This is a genomic window from Robertmurraya beringensis, from assembly GCF_042433785.1.
Lineage (GTDB): Bacteria > Bacillota > Bacilli > Bacillales > Cytobacillaceae > Robertmurraya_A > Robertmurraya_A beringensis.
This window is the reverse complement of sequence record NZ_JBHLUU010000022.1, coordinates 125,798-140,092: the sequence shown is the minus strand read 5'-3', so window position 1 is coordinate 140,092 and position 14,295 is coordinate 125,798. Positions and strand designations below refer to the sequence as shown.

18 protein-coding genes are annotated in these 14,295 nt (G+C 37.5%); 12 read left to right on the top strand and 6 right to left on the bottom strand.

All coding sequences use genetic code 11. The features are described from left to right. Positions 1–129 precede the first annotated feature (129 nt). The gene (locus tag ACFFHF_RS07735) at positions 130–828 is read left to right on the top strand and encodes a Crp/Fnr family transcriptional regulator (RefSeq protein ID WP_160546419.1); all 699 of its coding nucleotides are present in this window, start codon (positions 130–132) and stop codon (positions 826–828) included. Between the two features lie 33 nt (positions 829–861). Here the strand turns inward: ACFFHF_RS07735 and ACFFHF_RS07730 are convergent, their stop codons facing one another. The 3 genes from ACFFHF_RS07730 to yjfP form a co-directional block, all read right to left on the bottom strand. Next, positions 862–1,980, bottom strand: a complete 1,119-nt coding sequence (locus ACFFHF_RS07730; protein ID WP_377057846.1) for a TIGR04053 family radical SAM/SPASM domain-containing protein — start codon at positions 1,978–1,980, stop codon at positions 862–864. A 153-nt stretch (positions 1,981–2,133) separates the two neighbouring features. Continuing rightward, complete coding sequence (locus ACFFHF_RS07725) at positions 2,134–2,442, bottom strand: metal-sulfur cluster assembly factor (protein ID WP_119707221.1); 309 nt, start codon at positions 2,440–2,442, stop codon at positions 2,134–2,136. 72 nt (positions 2,443–2,514) lie between these two features. Beyond that, a complete protein-coding gene (yjfP, locus tag ACFFHF_RS07720; protein ID WP_340902863.1) occupies positions 2,515–3,321 on the bottom strand; it encodes an esterase in 807 nt (268 codons plus the stop codon). A 177-nt stretch (positions 3,322–3,498) separates the two neighbouring features. Here yjfP and ACFFHF_RS07715 point away from each other — a divergent pair, with 177 nt between their 5' ends. The 3 genes from ACFFHF_RS07715 to ACFFHF_RS07705 all read left to right on the top strand — a co-directional run bounded on the left by ACFFHF_RS07715 (position 3,499) and on the right by ACFFHF_RS07705 (position 4,767). After that, positions 3,499–4,317, top strand: a complete 819-nt coding sequence (locus tag ACFFHF_RS07715) for a Cof-type HAD-IIB family hydrolase (protein WP_160546421.1) — start codon at positions 3,499–3,501, stop codon at positions 4,315–4,317. 118 nt (positions 4,318–4,435) lie between these two features. Further along, entirely contained in the window at positions 4,436–4,588 is a 153-nt protein-coding gene (locus ACFFHF_RS07710) for a hypothetical protein (protein ID WP_162927704.1), read from the top strand. Further along, positions 4,588–4,767 (top strand): DUF3813 domain-containing protein, encoded by a 180-nt coding sequence (locus ACFFHF_RS07705; protein WP_160546422.1) that lies wholly within the window; start codon positions 4,588–4,590, stop codon positions 4,765–4,767. Before ACFFHF_RS07710 ends, ACFFHF_RS07705 begins: the two co-directional genes overlap by 1 nt. Positions 4,768–4,802: 35 nt before the next feature. Here ACFFHF_RS07705 and ACFFHF_RS07700 read toward each other — a convergent pair whose 3' ends face one another. Together ACFFHF_RS07700 and ACFFHF_RS07695 are read right to left on the bottom strand one after the other, a co-directional pair. Further along, positions 4,803–5,174, bottom strand: a complete 372-nt coding sequence (locus tag ACFFHF_RS07700) for an intracellular proteinase inhibitor (protein ID WP_160546423.1) — start codon at positions 5,172–5,174, stop codon at positions 4,803–4,805. Between the two features lie 17 nt (positions 5,175–5,191). Beyond that, positions 5,192–6,022, bottom strand: coding sequence for a YitT family protein (locus tag ACFFHF_RS07695; RefSeq protein WP_160546424.1), 831 nt, complete (start codon positions 6,020–6,022; stop codon positions 5,192–5,194). Positions 6,023–6,149: 127 nt separating this feature from the next. Between ACFFHF_RS07695 and ACFFHF_RS07690 the strand changes: the two genes are divergently transcribed. Next, positions 6,150–7,010 carry a DegV family protein gene (locus ACFFHF_RS07690; protein WP_160546425.1) on the top strand — a complete coding sequence of 287 codons (861 nt, stop codon included), beginning with the start codon at positions 6,150–6,152 and terminating at the stop codon, positions 7,008–7,010. A gap of 83 nt (positions 7,011–7,093) precedes the next feature. Continuing rightward, complete coding sequence (locus tag ACFFHF_RS07685; RefSeq protein ID WP_160546426.1) at positions 7,094–7,225, top strand: DUF3941 domain-containing protein; 132 nt, start codon at positions 7,094–7,096, stop codon at positions 7,223–7,225. Positions 7,226–7,241: 16 nt separating this feature from the next. Here ACFFHF_RS07685 and ACFFHF_RS07680 read toward each other — a convergent pair whose 3' ends face one another. Then, on the bottom strand, positions 7,242–8,126 hold the full coding sequence (locus tag ACFFHF_RS07680) for a CvfB family protein (RefSeq protein WP_160546427.1): 885 nt from the start codon (positions 8,124–8,126) through the stop codon (positions 7,242–7,244). A gap of 161 nt (positions 8,127–8,287) precedes the next feature. Here ACFFHF_RS07680 and ACFFHF_RS07675 point away from each other — a divergent pair, with 161 nt between their 5' ends. The 6 genes from ACFFHF_RS07675 (at position 8,288) to ACFFHF_RS07650 (ending at position 14,280) form a co-directional block, all read left to right on the top strand. After that, positions 8,288–8,779, top strand: a complete 492-nt coding sequence (locus ACFFHF_RS07675) for a YajQ family cyclic di-GMP-binding protein (RefSeq protein ID WP_160546428.1) — start codon at positions 8,288–8,290, stop codon at positions 8,777–8,779. A gap of 122 nt (positions 8,780–8,901) precedes the next feature. Continuing rightward, positions 8,902–9,612, top strand: a complete 711-nt coding sequence (locus tag ACFFHF_RS07670; protein WP_160546429.1) for a FadR/GntR family transcriptional regulator — start codon at positions 8,902–8,904, stop codon at positions 9,610–9,612. Positions 9,613–9,776: 164 nt separating this feature from the next. Next, positions 9,777–10,493, top strand: a complete 717-nt coding sequence (gene lutA, locus ACFFHF_RS07665) for a lactate utilization iron-sulfur protein LutA (RefSeq protein WP_160546430.1) — start codon at positions 9,777–9,779, stop codon at positions 10,491–10,493. Between the two features lie 34 nt (positions 10,494–10,527). After that, positions 10,528–11,958 (top strand): LutB/LldF family L-lactate oxidation iron-sulfur protein, encoded by a 1,431-nt coding sequence (locus ACFFHF_RS07660; RefSeq protein ID WP_160546431.1) that lies wholly within the window; start codon positions 10,528–10,530, stop codon positions 11,956–11,958. Beyond that, on the top strand, positions 11,952–12,674 hold the full coding sequence (locus ACFFHF_RS07655; RefSeq protein ID WP_377057863.1) for a LutC/YkgG family protein: 723 nt from the start codon (positions 11,952–11,954) through the stop codon (positions 12,672–12,674). Before ACFFHF_RS07660 ends, ACFFHF_RS07655 begins: the two co-directional genes overlap by 7 nt. Before the next feature lie 709 nt (positions 12,675–13,383). After that, the gene (locus ACFFHF_RS07650) at positions 13,384–14,280 is read left to right on the top strand and encodes a LysR family transcriptional regulator (RefSeq protein ID WP_377057845.1); all 897 of its coding nucleotides are present in this window, start codon (positions 13,384–13,386) and stop codon (positions 14,278–14,280) included. Positions 14,281–14,295 lie beyond the last annotated feature (15 nt).

Sequence of the window (14,295 nt, the reverse complement as noted above, 5' to 3'; positions counted from 1 at the left end):
CTTTACAACATAACTATTTTATTAAACGTGAACATATTGTTACATCATGGGTGAAGTTATTGACAACAATTCTTATTACCCTCATTGTAGATGATAGAATCATTACTGTCTAAAAAAGGGTGAATCAGGATGTCAGCAGTGGTAAAAGAGACACATTCAATAGAGATAAAAGAACTTCTTCATCTGGCTGACCGCCGTTTTATTGGAGAGAAAAATACTTTTATCTTTCAAGAAGGAATGGAAGCAGAGGAAATGTACGTCATTCTGTCAGGGAAGGTACAGATTAGTAAAATTACATCCGATGGCAGAGAGCTATCTTTACGAATTTGCGGTAAAAATGATATTTGTGGAGAACTAACCCTTTTTACTCATTCCCCTAAATATTTGCTTAGCGCTAGAGTACTTGAAGATGCAGAAATCGTTGCAATAAATAAGGATGTCCTTGAGAAAGAAATCTTTCAAAACAGTTCTCTTGCCCTAGAGTTTTTAAAATGGATGAGCGATCATTTTAGAAAAACGCAAACGAAGTTCCGTGATCTCGTATTAAACGGAAAGAAAGGCGCATTATACTCGACTTTGATCCGTATGACAAATAGTTATGGTGTAGAGATACAAAACGGAATCCTTATCGATCTTCCACTAACGAACCAAGAACTTGCCAATTTTTGTGGAACTTCCCGTGAAAGTACCAATCGCATCTTAAATGAACTAAAAAAAGAGCAAATTATATCTATAAAAAAGAGCAAAATCATCGTTCATCATTTACAATATTTAAGAGACGAAATTGGCTGTGAAAATTGTCCAAAGGTTTATTGCAGCATTGAATAAATCGGAGTGCAGAGGTTTCTGCACTCTTATTTTTTATGCTTTCTTTGATCTTAATGCCTTTGGCACATAAACACAAAATGGTTCACTTTCTAGGTAATCGCCTGTCATGGCATATGCTCTTGATCGTGAGCCACCGCATACATATCTAAACTCACATACGCCACACTTGCCTTTATATTTATCAGGGTTCCTTAAGTTTTTAAATATTGGTGATTCTCGGTAAATCTCGGCTAACGGCTGCTCACGTACATTCCCTGCTTTTATTGGTAACAGCCCACTTGGGTACACATCTCCAATATGAGAAATAAATACAAACCCGTTTCCGTCATTGACTCCCTTGGGAGCTCTTCCTAACCCATCAATACTTCCTGTTAAACCCTGACTAGTTAAAGCATCCAAATAAGATATATTATCCTTATTTTTCTCTTCTTTCATTTTTTGCTGAATAAACACACGTCGATAATGTTGAGCAGCTGTCGTTTTTATATCAAATGGTACGCGTTTGCTCAGCTCCTGAAGCCAGATAAATACCTTTTCATGCTCTACTGGAGAAATCATATCTTTTTCTTGTCCTCTACCAGTTGGCACTAAGAAAAAGACACTCCATAAAACACATTGCAGCTTCTCGACTAGTTCAGCCATCTCGTCTAAGTATTCATAATTGTAACGAGAGATCACCGTGTTGATTTGAATCGGTATTTCAAGTTCATGGAGATACTGAATTCTTTCTATGGTTAAGTCAAATGAGCCTGCTGTTCCACGAAAATGGTCATGTATTTCAGCAGTCGGGCCGTCTAAACTAAAGGCCCATCGTGAAAGACCTACCTCCTTGGCTTTTTTGATTGACTCTTTTGTGACATTTGGCGTGGCACTTGGTGTCATCGATACGCGCACACCTTTTTTTACCGCATACTCGGCAATAGCAAATACATCTTTTCTCAAAAGCGGATCTCCGCCTGTAAATACGAGCATGGGATTATTCATTTCATATATTTCATCTATTAATTTTTTACCTTCTTCAAAGGTTAATTCCCTTGGATCGGTTTTATACTGTGCTTCTGCACGGCAGTGAAGGCATTTTAGCTGACAAGCTCTCGTTAACTCCCAAATAACAATAAACGGATCTTTGTTAAAGTCTCGACTGACAATCACAATGAGGACCTCCTGACAAAGCACAACTTTTATGAATCATATACGTCCATTGTAAAGCCATCTTCTCTTGAAATAAGTGAACTAGCTCACAGTTTTAATAAAACTTATTAGTTTCCATAAAAAAGCTAACCGCATGGGCGGTTAGCTTCCTTCCTATCGAATACCAAGCGCAATCTTTGCGTATCTTGACATTCTGTCTTTCGACCACGGCGGGCTCCAGACGATATTTACTTCTGTCTTTTTTACTTCAGGAATATCACTTAGTGCTTCTTTTACATTTTCTACAATAGAACCTGCTAATGGACACCCCATTGAAGTTAACGTCATTGTAATGGTCGCTGTACCTTCTTCGTCCATCTCAATATCATAAACAAGGCCAAGGTTCACAATATCTATTCCAAGCTCTGGGTCAACAACTAATTCCAAAGCCCCCATAATACTATCTTTTAAATCTTGATCCATTATAATCACTCCTTAAAGTTCAACTCTATTTACATGATAACAAATTGGTTTACATAAGTTATAATATAATGATTATTTTTCTGCCGAAGTGACGTACATCATACTTGATGAAAGTAAATGCTTTTCAAACCACTCAACGGTTTTTAATAACCCTTCTCTGCTGACCTTATGATCCGCCTTTTCATCACTTATAAACTGAAGTAATTGAGGGGTTTGTTGATAGTCTTTCTTAATGCTCTCATAGTAATCATGCGCATATGAATACGGAACAACATTGTCCCTTTTCCCATGCCAAAATAATAGTGGTCTTCCCATTAATTTTTCTGGTTGTTGACTTAAATCTTTTTCTCGAAGACGATTAAATAATTCTTCAATAGCTGACTGCTCCATTGGCAGTTCTTTACCTTGATTTTTCAGCTCCGCAATTTGCGCTTTTGCAAGCTTTTCATAATAAGGCATACCCATTAGACTTACAGCTGTATGAATCCATGGATATTTTGTTAATGCTCCTAAAGTAACAATACCTCCCATTGATGTTCCAACAACACCTATTTTTTCTGAATCAATTAACTGATTTTCTTCAAAGTGCTTTTTTAGTTCATTTAGTTCGGAAATGGTTTGTAAAACTATTTCCCAAAAATGAAACTGCAGCTGGGAACTAGTTTCTTCCGTCTGTCTCTCCCCATGATACAGACAGTCTGGTAGTATCACACGAAACCCTTTATCAGCCAGTAAATAGGCATAATGCAAATTATATTCCTTCGCACTTGTAAACCCATGTATAAAAATCACGAGAGGGAGCTTCTTATCAAACAGGTTCGCACGAGCCAAATGTAATAACGGAATCTCCCCTATTTGTTTATTTTCAACAGAAATCACAAAGAAAACCTCCATTAATAAGTTGAATTTTTTTACAGAAGGGAAGCAATATTGTTAACATAAGAATATGTACAACATTTTTTTATTAAGAATTTCTATATTTTAGTGTATCATGTGGACAAGTATTTTCCTAAAGGTTTACACTTAACCTACTACGTCATGAATCGAGGGATAGACATGAGAGAAAAACATTTAATTGCTTTAGACCTTGATGGTACTTTATTAAAAGACGATAAGACCATTTCTGAAAAAACCAAAAAAGTCCTTAATAGCGCGAGAGAACAAGGACATGAGATTATGATTGCTACGGGGAGACCATTCCGCTCAAGTGAAATGTATTACCACGAATTAAATCTTACGACTCCCATTGTTAATTTTAATGGTGCATTCATTCACCATCCACGTTCTAACCAGTGGGGAGCATATCATACCCCATTAGATATTGAAGTGGCAAAAGATATTGTTGAGGCACTCGACTCTTTTTCCTTTCACAATATTATTGCTGAAGTCATTGACGATGTGTATTTTCATTATCATGATGAAAAACTTTTAGATATATTCGGTTTAGGAAAACCGAATATTACAACGGGTGATTTACGAAGGTTCTTAAAAGAATCACCAACTAGTATGCTCATCCACACAGAAGAAGAGCAGGTACAGGAAATCCGTAAGCATTTATCAGCTGTTCATGCAGAGGTTATTGATCATCGTCGATGGGCTGATCCTTGGCATGTAATTGAGATTGTCAAATCAGGTCTGAATAAAGCGGTTGGACTTAAAAAGGTATCAGAGTTCCTACATATTCCAAAGGAAAGAATTATTGCATTTGGTGACGAGGATAATGATTTTGAAATGATTGAATATGCTGGTAGAGGAATTGCAATGGGTAATGGCATTGAACAATTAAAGACCCTTGCAAATGAGGTTACACTTACTAACGAAGAAGATGGCATTGCTATCTACTTAAATGATTATTTAAACTTAAAAGCATTGTAACAATATATACAAACCCTCCCATTTTTTCTTCTAGTAAGCGAGCGAATTAGTGAGCATACTAACTCTTGAGGTAGCAAATGTGTTACTTCAAAATAGCTCGGATATGGAGGGATTTGCAATGGGTAAACGCAATAAATCAAAACGCTTTGTACAACAAGGTGTAGATGCAGTATCCAAGCATGATGATCGTATCCCATATCACACAACGTATGCAGAGGCAGAAGCACAAAAGATGGCAAATGTGAAAGAATCATCACTAGGTGGAATATAATGGGAAATAGACTATTTATCGAAGCCAGAAAAGCAGTTGACCTTGCCAAAAATGCAACGGGCAGCGGCCAGTATGAAGCGATATCACGAGCCAAAAATGCTTTATCTTCTGCATATGCTAACTCCACTGTAGCTGAACAAGCGCAGCTGCGAGAAATGCAAAACGAGCTAGAAATATAAAAAGGAAAGGCTGACGTGCTCGTCAGCCTTCCTTTTTATTCAAATACCTCTAGAACCACTGGGTGTGATTGTTGGATTTCACCCTTTTCGGATTTCGTATACAAATTCATAATCAACGAACCATTTTTCGGAAGTTTCTCTTTTGGGATTGAGATAGTAATCACAAAAGGATAGGCATTACCGAAGGCTTTTCCTGTTTGTATTTTTGTTTCCTCGATAAACTGTGTATGTCCATCTTCTACGGAATAATAAAAATAATCTTTACCAATATGAGCATCTCCTCGTACTTTGTAATTCCCACTCCCTCCATCTACAACAATATTTTTAAAAGCAGCTTCCTCTTTTGCATAGCCCATTGATGGAATAAGAATAAACATTATGGTGATCATAAAAAGCCATTTTTTCATTGTTTTCCCTCCAGTAATTATTCTTTTCGAAAGAAACCAAAGATTCCTGCTGTTTGTACAATATTAGTAAAAGCATTAGGATCCACTGACTTAATGATGTGTTCAAGATCAAATAATTCATAACGAGTAATGACTGTTATTAGCATTTCTTTATTTTCATTTGTAAATGCACCCTTTGCAGGAACAGTTGTAATCCCTCGAACAAGCTTTGAATGAATGGCTTGTTTCATCTCATCCGATTTCTTTGTAATAATCATGGCTGTCAGCTTTTCATGACGCGTGTGAATGGTATCTATTACCCTTGTAGATACATATAATGTGACTAGTGTGTATAAAGCCTTTTCCCATCCGTATAAAAAACCTGCTGTCACAATGATTGCACCATTTAACATAAAGAAATAGGTTCCAACGGGTTTATCCTTCATTCTTGATAAAACCATCGCGACAATATCCATTCCTCCTGTAGACGCTCCCCACTTTAAGGTAATCCCGGTTCCAACAGCCGCAATTACTCCTCCAAAAACCGCATTTAGTAAAATATCTTTAGAAACATTAATGATTGGGACGATTTCTAAGAAAAAAGACATTAGAAACACACTAATAAAACTGTAAATGGTGAATGATCGACCTACCTTCTTCCAGGCTAAAATAGTAACAGGCAGATTAAGAATAAATAACCAAACCCCAGTTGTCATGAAATTTCCAAATACACTAGACAATAGCTGTGCTACGCCCACAAAACCACTGGAGTACACATTAGCCGGGATTAAGAAAAAATTCATTGCCACTGCATTTAATATCGCTCCGATCGTTACAATGATTATTTTTTTCGTATGCAGATAAATCAATGACTTTCCCCTCCTCGAAAACTCTATTTTTCCTATTATGAGCAAACTCCACTACAATTAATTGTATTTCTCTTATTATTTCTTTAAACTAAAGATAAGATTACATAGTTATTGGAGTGTGATAGGCATGTCGATCAAATTAATGGCTGATTCGGCTAGCGATTTGCCGCTTAACTTTTTTGCTGAACATAATGTAACCATGTTACCACTGAAGGTACATGTAAATGAGCAAGAGTTCGAAGATTTACTTACGATTAATCCCGAAACGGTTTACGAATCCATACGAAACGGAGATCTCCCCAAAACATCACAAGTATCTCCAGCTGTATTTGAAAAACAGTTTACTGAGCTAGCGATCAACAAAGAATCTGGTCTATACATAGCTTTTTCTTCCGAATTATCTGGAACGTACTCAACAGCAGTGATGATACGTGACCAAGTAAAAGAACAATATCCTGATTTGGACTTGACGATTATTAATTCAAAATGTGCATCACTTGGATGTGGATTAGTTGTTATGGAGGCAGCCAGACTTCTAAAAAATGGTGCTACTAAGGAACAAGTTATTGCCTCTTCAGAATTTCTATGTAAGCATATGGAGCATCTCTTTTCAGTGGATGACCTTGACCATTTAGCTAAAGGCGGAAGGGTTTCTAAAGCCTCTGCTTTCGTTGGCGGTCTATTAAATATTAAGCCGCTCTTAAATGTGGAAGATGGGAAACTAGTACCCATTGAGAAAATTCGTGGCAAGAAAAAATTAATGCGTCGAATCATTGAAGTTATGAAAGAACGAGGAGAGTCACTAGATAAGCAAGTTATCGGAATTAGTCATGCCGATGACAAAACAACCGCGGAAGAAATGAAAACCATGATCATCGATGAATTCTCACCTCAAGATGTTTATATCTCAGATATTGGGGCTGCAATTGGGTCACATACAGGACCAGGAACGATTGCCATATTCTTTCTAAATAAGCTTCATTCGTGACTTGCATACTTCTCCTTTTCCAACAGAAACTAAAAGAAGCCTTGAATTTTGAGGTAGATTGTTTACTAGGAAAGGGGATCTTTATGCCACATACTTCAGATAATGATAAAAAAGCAAAAGACAAAAATGCTATGAGACATGAAAAGGCCATGGAATCAATGAAAAATCGACAAGCCGGAAAAAAATCATTTTCAAAAAAGACTGATCACTTGTAAGAAAAAAATGACGTGGTTACTCCACGTCATTTTTTTCTTCTTTTTTATACGTCCAAAAATCTTCTTGATAAACTAGCCCATTCTTCATTAATTTTCCTAATGCACGCTTAAAAGCAGCTTTACTTAAACCAAAACGCTCTTGAATATCTTCTGGCATACTTTTATCGCTATAAGGCATTGCCCCGTTTCTAAGCAGTAGATATTCATAAATCTTATTGGCATCTTCGTCGAGAGCTTCCTGTTTACGAGGAATTAAAGAAATATTAACGGTTCCATCTTCTTTCACGTCAATAATTCGGCCTTCTACTTTTTCACCCAGCCTAGGCTCGACTTTCCGCTGTGACTCATGAACAAAGCCTTTAAACCCTTCTACCGTATATACCCAAGTGCCTACCTTAGCAGTTCTGTACACATGGCCTTGAATATTTTTATTAAAATCCTTTGATGTAGCTTTAATACTGATGTCTGTAATAATAGGATCAGTCGCAGCTTTTACATAAATTCGGTTATTTTTATTCACCCGAAGTGAGATATATAAAAGATCATCCACAGTTGGCCAAACAGACGTATGTACAGGAAGGTCCTCTTCTCCTAATAACACATCCTTTTTTATTCCAATATCAATAAATACACCAATTCCAGGCTTTACTTCGACCACCTTCGCCCAGCCATACTTGCCGACTTGAACTTCTGGTATGTAAGTGGTTGCTGTAATACGATCACGAGAGTCGATATAAAGGAAAACCTCAATTTCTTGGTCCTCTGTTAATTCCGTATTTTCAACCATTTCATTTTCATGTAACAGAACGTCTTCTTCCCCATTGGTTAAAAAATATCCAAACGCAGCCTGCCTTGCAACCGTCAGGGTTGTGACCTGTCCAATGTAATCAGTTAGTGACATACACTACCTCCTAAAATTTATCTATATCTATACATTAACCTTATCTATCGTTTATAAAACGGCGAGAAAGTTGTTTGAACTGCTATATTTTACTATAATGAACCCATAAAGGGAAACTGAATAAAAGTTACATAAAATTTTTTTGACTGTAGGAGGATCATATGTCTAAAGAAAGTTCATTCGATATTGTATCAAAGGTAGATTTTTCAGAGGTAACAAATGCCATTTCACAGACAATGAAAGAAATTTCTACTCGCTATGATTTTAAAGGAAGTAAGAGTGAAGTATCACTGGATAAGGAAGAATTAGTACTTATTTCGGATGATGAGTATAAGCTAGATCAACTCAAAGATGTGCTGCTAAGTAAATTAATCAAACGTGGCGTTCCAATCGGTAATCTCGATTATGGGAAGCTTGAAGGGGCTTCTGGCGGAACCGTCAGACAACGTGCCAAGCTTGTTCAAGGAATTGATAAAGAAAATGCAAAAAAAATTAATACGATTATTAAAAATAGTGGTGTTAAGGTCAAAAGCCAAGTTCAAGATGATCAAGTTCGTGTAACTGGTAAGAATCGTGATGATCTTCAAAAGATTATTTCTCTTGTAAAAGAAGCAGACTTAACCGTAGAAGTACAATTTACAAATTATCGCTAGTATTAGAAATCTGCCGAGAACTTCGGTAGATTTTTTTATTTGGTTTTACATAATCTCTCCTTTTTTAACATCTAAAAGTTGTATACTAAATCGTATAAGAACATGTTTTGGAGGTTCATCCATTGAATTACAAAAAGATAAAACCGAAAAAAATTTATGAAGAAGTTGCTGATGCCATACACGATATGATTAAATCAGGACAATTTAAGCCTGGCGATAAGCTTGATTCCGTTCAGCAACTAGCCGAGAACTTTCAGGTTGGACGCTCAACAATTAGAGAAGCATTAACCGCTTTACGTGCTATGGGATTAATAGAAATTCGGCAAGGTGAAGGAACATACGTAAAAGAGTTTGAATCGGGACAAGTAAGCCTTCCCCTCTCTACTGCAATCTTAATGAACCTACAGGATACACAAAATTTACTCGAGGTCCGAAAAATTCTAGAAGCTGGAACAAGTTACACAGCAGCTCAAAAAAGAACTGAGGAACATTTGCAAACCATCGAAACCGCTCTGAAAGAAATGCAACTCGCTAGCGGGAATGAAGAGCTTAATGAACAAGCAGACTTAGCCTTTCATATGTCCATTGCCGAAGCTACTCAGAATCCTTTACTTGTTAATTTAATGAATCATGTTTCAGGACTTATTGGTGAAACCATTAAGGAAACTCGTCGCCTTTGGCTCTTTTCTGAACAAATCACGGTTGACCGTCTGTATGAAGAGCATCACACTATTTATTTAGCAATAAAAGAACAAGACGGAGAAAAGGCACGTGCACTTATGCTAGATCATCTTGAAAATGTAGAAAGTGTACTTTATAAATACCTAAAATAATCCTCATGCACTTCTAAAAAAAATGGATGAAGTGCATTTTTTAGAAAATTTCATGTAATCCCTTTCAAGAAATATTATAAATATAGTATTATTGTTATTAATTAATCTATTTTGAACAGGTCATCAGATGACCTGATTTTAGAAGGAATAGGAGACAAACAATCATGAAAGTTACTCTTTTTGCCACATGCCTTGTTGATATGTTTCAAAGCAATGTAGGAAAAGCAACGGTTGAATTGCTAGAGCATTTAGGCTGTGAAATTGACTTCCCAACAGCTCAAGTTTGCTGTGGTCAGCCCTCCTACAATAGCGGATATGTAAAGGAATCAAAGGAAGCAATGAAGACAATGATTAACACGTTTTCACATGCTGAATATATCGTTTCACCTTCAGGTTCTTGCGTTGCCATGTTTCATGAATATGAGCATATTTTTAAAGATGATCCAGTTTGGGGACCGAAAGCAAAGGAACTCGCTTTAAAATCTTATGAATTAACTCAATTTATTGTTGATGTATTGAAAATAGAAGATGTTGGTGCTCGTTTTAAAGGTAAAGTGACATACCACACTTCATGCCATATGACTAGATTACTAGGGGTCAAAAAAGCTCCGATGGTCCTTCTATCAAATGTAAGAGATTTAGAATTTACAGAGTTACCAGGAAAAGAGCAATGCTGTGGATTTGGCGGAACTTTTTCTGTAAAAATGGCACAGATCTCTGAACAAATGGTCGATGAAAAAGTCGCTCACGTGGAAGAAACCGGAGCAGATTATTTAATTGGAGCTGACGCTGGCTGTTTAATGAATATTGGCGGGCGTATTGAACGGAATTTAAAGCCAATTAAGGTATTACATATAGCCGAAATATTAAATAGTCGCTAATGGGAAACAAGGAACCTTGGGGAGGGATAAAGAAATGTCAATGAAAATTAGCACAACCGACTTTAAAGAGCGAGTGGATAAAGGCATTCAAGACTCATTCATGCGAGGAGCAGTAGTTGGAGCGCAGGAACGAATGGGTACACGCAGATTAGACGCAACAATTGAACTAGGAAACTGGGAAGAATGGCGTAAGCACGGTGAAGAAATTAGAAAGCATGTACTTGACCATCTGGACTATTATTTAGAACAACTTAGTGAAAATGTTGCTAAGCGAGGGGGTCACGTATTTTTCGCCCAAACAGCTGAACAAGCCAATGAATATATCAAAGGAGTTATTAAAGAAAAGAACGCAAAAAAAGTAGTGAAAGCAAAATCGATGGTTACGGAGGAGATTCACCTTAACCAATGTCTTGAAGATGCGGGTTGTGAGGTAATCGAAACCGACCTTGGTGAGTATATTTTGCAGGTTGATGACCATGATCCTCCTTCTCATATCGTTGTTCCCGCTCTTCATAAAAACAAAGAGCAAATCCGTGACGTGTTTTCGGAAAAGCTGGGCTATAAAAAGACGGAAAAACCAGAAGAACTCGCCTGGCATGCTAGAGAAATGCTACGTCAAGAATATTTAACAGCTGATGTAGGAATTACTGGTTGTAATTTTGCCGTTGCAGAAACAGGATCCATCAGTCTAGTCACGAATGAAGGCAATGCAGATCTTGTCACTTCCCTTCCGAAAACGCAAATTACCGTTATGGGGATGGAAAGACTTGTTCCAACGTTTGAAGAAATGGAGGTTCTGGTTAGTCTTCTTACGAGAAGTGCGGTTGGTCAGAAATTGACTAGCTACATTACTGTGTTAACTGGTCCTCGTGAAGAACATGATGTTGATGGTCCTGAAGACTTCCATCTTGTTATCGTCGATAATGGCCGCTCTAGTATACTCGGTGGTGAGTTTCAATCGATCCTTCAATGCATTCGCTGTGCAGCGTGTATAAATGTTTGTCCTGTATACCGACATGTGGGTGGCCATTCATACGGATCCATCTATTCGGGACCGATTGGTGCTGTATTATCTCCTTTATTAGGCGGGTACGATGATTATAAAGAACTACCATATGCATCAACACTTTGTGGAGCATGTACGGAGGTTTGCCCAGTAAAAATACCATTACACGAGCTTTTGCATAAGCACAGACAAACGATTGTTGAAAAAGAAGGCAAAGCACCAATTTCTGAGAAATTAGCCATGAAGGCCTTTGGTTTAGGTGCTGCGTCCCCTTCCCTTTACAACCTTGGAACGAAGTTCGCACCTACGGCCATGCTGCCTTTTACGTCAGGTGACAAAATCTCTAAAGGTGTTGGTCCTTTAAAGGCATGGACAGAAATTCGTGAGTTCCCCGCACCAAACAAGGAAAGATTTAGAGATTGGTTCAAAAATAGAGAAAAAGGTGGGGAACAATCATGACTGGAACAATAAAAAATAAAGAAGTTTTTTTAAATCAAATAGCTACCTCACTTGGTCGCGAAAGACAAATCCAAAACGCGCCTGTTCGAAACTGGAAGCATCAGCCCCAACATCTTGTGTTAAAGGATGCATCGGTTGATGACCTAGTAGAAGTTTTGAGGTTACAATGTGAAAAAATCCATACGACTCTCATTGAAACAAATCTCAAGGAATTAGAAAAGACACTTAAAGAAACGGTTAGCGTTCATGGTGGTGGGCCCATTGTAACTTGGAAGGACGAACGTTTTTCCAATTGGGGTCTTTCTCCCCTTATGAATCAAACTTGGACTAGTGAAGGGGTTTCTATTCATGAATGGGATTACACCAAGGAAATGGAAAACATATCACTTGCTGAAAAAGCAAACGTAGGGATTACAATTAGTGAAATAACACTTGCAGAATCAGGTACGGTTGTTTTACTAAGTGATAAGGATAAGGGACGGACCGTGAGCTTTCTTCCAGCTACACTCATCGTTTTAGTTCCTAAAAGCACCTTAGTACCTAGAATGACGCAAGCTGCACAAAAACTACGTTCCATACATAAACAAGGTAAGCAAGTGGCTTCATGTGTCAATTTCATTACTGGTCCAAGTAATTCGGCTGATATTGAATTAAATTTAGTAGTTGGAGTTCATGGTCCCGTTAAAGCTAGCTATATCCTTATTGATGATTTATAAATAACTTTTTGGCAAAACAAGAAAAGACGTATGTATGGGTACGTCTTTTCTTTATTTATTAACGTTTCTACGAAATCCCATTAACTTTGAGACAGCAATTGACATCGCACTTATCGATTTAGGGATAAGGTTAAGCACCCGAGCTGATAAATAGACGGAGAGTTTCCACTTAATTAGTAATTTTTATAAAAAAAGCTCGAAATAGACGGAGAGTTTCCGCCTATTGGCTCGAAAAATTCGAAAATGAGAGATTTTGCTTTGCATAAGCGGAAAACCTCCCCTTATTTACCACCGAAACGAGCTCCATTCTACATCTAACCGAAAAATCTCCGCTTATGTTCTTTAATTTAGTTTAATTCGTCTGACTGTTTACGCATCCTCGTAAGCGAGGGAGGTAGATAAATCACGATAGGCGTCAATCTGTTGTTGAGCTCTACAACCTTTTGTTCTGCACCCGCAAGGGCATCAGTACAAGAAATTCAGCGAGATGGTGATTCCTCCTGATTTACGATGTTAATTAGAGCCTTTGCAAGTTTGCTAGAATCCCCTTCCTGTTCCCCATTTTTTCCCACAACCCGGTATCCTGCTGCAAGGGCAGCTTTTAGCGCACCGCATCGTACACAGCTAATACTTATATCACATATCATGATATGCTTGATAGGCATTTCTGGAATGTATATACTAAAACCTAATGAAGGAGGAGGAGAGAATGGAATTAAGAGTTTTGCGATATTTCCTTACGGTGGCCAGAGAAGGAAGTATGACAGCTGCTGCTGATTTTCTGCATATTACACAGCCAACTTTGTCAAGGCAATTAAAAGATCTTGAACAAGAGTTAGGAAAAAAACTATTTATTCGCAGCAGCCACAGTATCCACCTCACAGATGAAGGAATGCTCTTGCGAAAAAGAGCAGAGGAAATTATAGAAATGGTCGATAAATTAGGAGCTGAATTTAGTTCCATGGAAGAAACAATTAGTGGAGATGTTTATATAGGTGGCGGGGAAACAGATGCCATGAGACAGATCGCACGGGTAGTAAAAGATTTGCAGTTAGGTTATCCAAATATCCGGTATCACCTCTACAGCGGAAACGAAGATGATGTAACTGAACGACTTGACAAGGGATTACTTGACTTTGGTATTTTAATTCAACCAGCTGATTTGTCTAAATACAATTATATCAATATCCCAGCCAAAGATGTTTGGGGCGTTGTTATGAGGAAAGACAGCCTTCTAGCTTTCCATGATAACATTCAAGCAGCGGATCTATTAAATGTTCCTTTAATCTGTTCAAGACAGGCTATGAAACAGACATTTTCTAAAAATGAATTTGCTGATTGGTTTGGTGAAAATTTTGAAAAATTAAACGTTGTGACTACATACAATCTAGCATATAATGCTTCCCTTATGGTTGAAGAGGGCATTGGTTATGCCATAGCCATTGATAAAATTGTGAATACGTCTAGTGATAGTAATCTTTGTTTTAGACCGCTAGAGCCAAGACTTGAATCTGGGTTAAATATCGTTTGGAAAAAACATCAAGTTTTTTCCGCTGCTGCTGAAATGTTTTTAAAAGAAATTCAGGTGAAATTTTCAAATCCTTAAAGAATGGTAATTTAT